The sequence below is a fragment of the Kitasatospora sp. NPDC057500 genome (assembly GCF_042802195.1).
In the GTDB taxonomy this organism is placed as follows: domain Bacteria; phylum Actinomycetota; class Actinomycetes; order Streptomycetales; family Streptomycetaceae; genus Kitasatospora.
In genome coordinates, this window is sequence record NZ_JBHVER010000115.1 from 1 (window position 1) to 4,115 (window position 4,115).

Consider the following 4,115-nt stretch of genomic DNA (forward strand, 5'->3'; position numbering starts at 1 on the left):
CGCCGGCGTCGCGGGGCGCGGAGCCGGGCGCGGGCCCGGCGTCGGGCCGGACGCCTTGGGCGCGGCGGGGGCCGGCGCCGGGGCGGCGGCGGCCGGGGTCGGACGGGGACCGGGGGCCGCGGGACGCGGACCCGGGGTCGGGGCACCCGGCTTGGGTGCACCCGCGGCCGAACCGGCCGCGGGCTGGGGCGCCGCGGGCTTCCGCGGGCCCGGCTTGGCAGCGGAACCACCACCGGTGGGGGCCACACCAAGCGCGTCAGTCAACTTGCGTACGACCGGCGCCTCGATCGTCGAGGACGCCGAACGGACGAACTCACCCAGCTCGGTGAGCTTGGCCATGACGGCCTTGCTCTCCAAACCGAGCTCCTTGGCGAGTTCGTAAACCCGGACCTTAGCCACTTCACTCCTGTCTATGAGTCCGGGGGTCTCGTCCGCCGGACTGTCGCTACTTCATGGGCGTACCCATCGCGTACTCATCGCGTACTCATCGAGTGCTCATCGCAATCTCGACCTACTTCCACATCGCGAGGTACCTGACTGGTGGCACGGCGTACGGCTGCCCGTGCGCCGTGCTTGTTGCGGTGGTGCTCCGCCGCGCGAGCGGCGGGCCGTCACGGGGAGCTGACGCTCACCCGCTCCTCGATGTACTCGCGGAGCCGCCCGGTGTCGAGCGCGCCCTGGAGCCGGAAGGCCCGGGGGAACGCCCGTCGGCGGACCGCGAGGTCGAGGCAGGACGGATCGGGGTGCAGGTGAGCGCCCCGGCCCGGCAGTGCGCCACGGGGATCAGGGACGCAGACGCCCTCGACCGCCGTGACACGCAACAACTGGTGCTTGGCCGCGCGCTTGCGGCAGCCCACGCAGGTGCGTTCCGGGCGTGCTCGGACATGCGTCCGGCCAGACGAAGGCAAGTCTACCCCTCCGAAGGGACATGGCGCCGCCCCGCCGACCCCGGAGGGCACGGCGGGGACACTCGGACAACAACGACTACTGGTCCGCGGCTTCCTGCTCGGCGCCCTCGGTGTCCGGCCGGATGTCGATCCGCCAGCCGGTGAGACGCGCGGCCAGGCGGGCGTTCTGCCCCTCCTTGCCGATCGCCAGCGACAGCTGGTAGTCCGGCACGATCACCCGCGCGGAACGCTGGGCGGCGTCGACGATCTCCACACTGGTCACCCGTGCGGGGGACAGCGCGGCGGCGACCATCTCGCGCGGGTCCTCCGACCAGTCGACGATGTCGATCTTCTCGCCGTGCAGCTCGCCCATCACCGCGCGCACCCGGGAGCCCATCGGACCGATGCAGGCGCCCTTGGCGTTCAGCCCCTGGCGGCGCGACCAGACCGCGATCTTGGTCCGGTGGCCGGCCTCACGGGCGATCGCCGCGATCTCCACGCTGCCGTCCGCGATCTCCGGGACCTCCAGCGCGAACAGCTTCTTCACCAGGTTCGGGTGGGTGCGCGACAGCGTCACCGACGCCCCGCGCACGCCCCGGCGAACGGCCACGACGTAGCACTTCAGCCGGGTGCCGTGCCGGTAGTCCTCGCCCGGGACCTGCTCCTGCGGCGGGAGGATGGCCTCCAGCTTGCCGATGTCGACCAGCACGTTCTTCGGGTCGTTGCCCTGCTGGACGACACCGGTGACGATGTCGCCCTCCTTGCCCGCGTACTCGCCGAAGGTCTGGTCGTCGGCGGCGTCACGCAGCCGCTGCATCATCACCTGCATGCCGATGCTGGAGGCGATCCGGCCGAAGCCGCTCGGGGTGTCGTCGAACTCCTTCGGCTCGACGCCCTCCTCCAGCTCCGACGCGTCCTCGGTCGCCCAGACCGTCACATGGCCGCTCCTGCGGTCCAGCTCGACCCGGGCGCGACGGCGCGAGCCCTCGGTGCGGTGGTACGCGGTGAGGAGGGCCGACTCGATCGACTCGACCACGAGGTCGAAGGGGATGTTCTTCTCGCTGACCAGCGCGCGCAGGGCACTCATGTCGATGTCCACGGCTACGCCTCCTCGTCTTTCGTCACGTTCTCGTCGAGCAGCAGCTCGTCGTCCTTGCGGTTGAACTCCACCTGGACCCGCGCACGGGCGACCTCGCCGTACTCCAGCCGGCGCTCCTTGGGCCGGCCACGGCCCTTCACCGGCTGCACCTCGACCAGCGCGCCGTCCTCGTCCGCCTCCAGCACCCGCGCGACGATCTCCCCGCCGTCGACCAGGTGGATCTTGGCCAGCCGGCCCTCGGCCCGCGCCCAGTGCCGCGGCACGGTCAGCGGACGCTCCGCGCCCGGCGAGCCGACCTCCAGGAGGTACGCCCCGGAACCCATCACGTCCGACTCGTCCAGGGCCTCGCCGACCACCCGGCTGAACTCGGCGATGGCGTCCAGGTCCACGCCGCCGTCGGCGTCCACGTCGATCTGCACCTGGCGGCGGCTGCCCGCCTGGGTGACCTTGACGTCCTCCAGATCCAGGCCCGCCTGTACGGCCAGCGGCTCCAGCAACGCGCGCAGCCGGTCGGTGTTGGTGGTGCTCATCCGGGTGGACTCCTCGGCCGCGTCTGCTGTTGTCGGAAGGTCGCCCCGCACCCCCGGCGCCGGTGCGGCGCGCGGCCGGGTCGCGGCAGCTCGGCCCAAAGCCTAGCCGGTGAAACCCCCAACCACCGATTCCGGCCCCGGGCCCGCCTCACCCGGTGCGAGCAAGCTCACACCGCCCGCGCACCGTCACCGCGAACCCGATCCGTGCCCACAGACGTAAGGATTCTGTAATCATTCACGCCAACGAGGGCAGGCGGGCAGGCCGTCCTCCCGTACACGCCCCCGGAGTGACACCCATGCAGCCGCCCAGCCGACGGACCATCCTGACCCTCGGGCTGCTCCTCACCACCGGCACGCCCCTCGCCGCCTGCACCAGCGGGCCCGGCGACGCCCCCGGCACCCCGGCCCGCGACCCCCGCCGCCCCGACCCCGACGAGCCGGTCCGCCTGCGCGCCGTCGCCGCCACCGACCTCCTCCTCGCCGGCTACGACGCCCTCCTCCCCCAGGCCCCCCAGCTCCAGGCCCTGCGCACCGAGGTCGCCCAGCACCGCGCCGCCCTCCAGCCCACCACCACGACACCCCCCACCACCCCCACCGCACCAGCCGGCACGGCGCCCACCACCCTCGCCGCCCTGGCCACCCTCGAACGCCGGACCGCCCAGTCCCGCCTCGCCGACCTCGGCGCCGCCTCCCCCCAGCTGGCCCGCCTGCTGGCCTCCGTCTCCACGGCCGGCGTCCTGCACGCCGTCGCCCTCGGCGACCCCGCCCCGTCCGCCGCGCCCAGCACCACCTCCACCCCCGCCCCCGGCGAGCCCGCCGCCCCCTTCCAGGACGCCCTCAGCGCCGAACACGCCGCCATCTACGGCTACGGCGTGGTCGGAGCCCGCCTCCCCGACGACCAGAAGCGCACCGACGCCCGCACCGCCCTGGCCGCCCACCAGTCCCACCGCGACGCCTGGCAACGCCTCCTCACCGCCGCCGGCGCCACCCCCGCCGCCGCGGCCCCCGGCTACCAGCTCCCCTTCCCGGTCACCGACGCCCCCACCGCCACCCGCCTCGCCGCCCACCTGGAAACCAGCCTCACCACCGTCTACGCCGACCTGGTGGCCGCCGTCCCCGCCCCCCAACGCCCCCTCGCCGCCGACGCCCTCCGCGAATCCGCCCTCCGCGCCCACCACTGGGGCGCCACCCCCACCCCCTTCCCCGGCTTCCCCAACACCCCCACCCCGCCCCCGACTCCGACTCCGTGACGGGCGCGCACACCCCCATCCCACCCGCACCTCCCCACCCACCCCCACCACTCCCCCACCCCACCCCCACCAGGCGAGAGGGATGCGCTGCGGGAGGGGGCGGCGTAGGGGGTGGCCGCGGAAGGGGGCGTTGCGGGTGATTTTCGGACTGCCAACGGCGGGCACCCCGCCCCCACCGAGTCGGCAGTCGGAAAATCATCCAGCCCCCCGGAGCGGCCCCCCCCGGAGCCGCCCCCCCCCCCCCCCCCCCCCGCGCCCCCCAGCCCCCCCCCCCCCCCCCGCGCCGCCCCCCCCCCCCCCCCCCCCCACCCCCCCACCACCCCCACCCCCCCCCCCCCCCCCCCCCCCC

The 4,115-nt window shown here is 74.7% G+C and carries 5 protein-coding genes; 1 reads left to right on the forward strand and 4 read right to left on the reverse strand.

The window, feature by feature from the left end; genetic code table 11:
• The 4 genes from ACFU74_RS23080 to rimP all read right to left on the reverse strand — a co-directional run.
• Nucleotides 1–399: translation initiation factor IF-2 N-terminal domain-containing protein (locus ACFU74_RS23080; RefSeq protein WP_380759696.1), on the reverse strand; the 399-nt coding region annotated here is incomplete at its 3' end.
• Between the two features lie 212 nt (nucleotides 400–611).
• The gene (locus ACFU74_RS23085) at nucleotides 612–857 is read right to left on the reverse strand and encodes a YlxR family protein (RefSeq protein ID WP_380759698.1); all 246 of its coding nucleotides are present in this window, start codon (nucleotides 855–857) and stop codon (nucleotides 612–614) included.
• Between the two features lie 127 nt (nucleotides 858–984).
• The gene (nusA, locus tag ACFU74_RS23090) at nucleotides 985–1,986 is read right to left on the reverse strand and encodes a transcription termination factor NusA (protein ID WP_380759700.1); all 1,002 of its coding nucleotides are present in this window, start codon (nucleotides 1,984–1,986) and stop codon (nucleotides 985–987) included.
• 2 nt (nucleotides 1,987–1,988) lie between these two features.
• A complete protein-coding gene (gene rimP / locus ACFU74_RS23095) occupies nucleotides 1,989–2,516 on the reverse strand; it encodes a ribosome maturation factor RimP (protein WP_380759702.1) in 528 nt (175 codons plus the stop codon).
• A gap of 296 nt (nucleotides 2,517–2,812) precedes the next feature.
• On the opposite strand from rimP, the gene ACFU74_RS23100 reads away from it, so the two are divergent.
• A complete protein-coding gene (locus tag ACFU74_RS23100) occupies nucleotides 2,813–3,766 on the forward strand; it encodes a ferritin-like domain-containing protein (protein WP_380759704.1) in 954 nt (317 codons plus the stop codon).
• Nucleotides 3,767–4,115 lie beyond the last annotated feature (349 nt).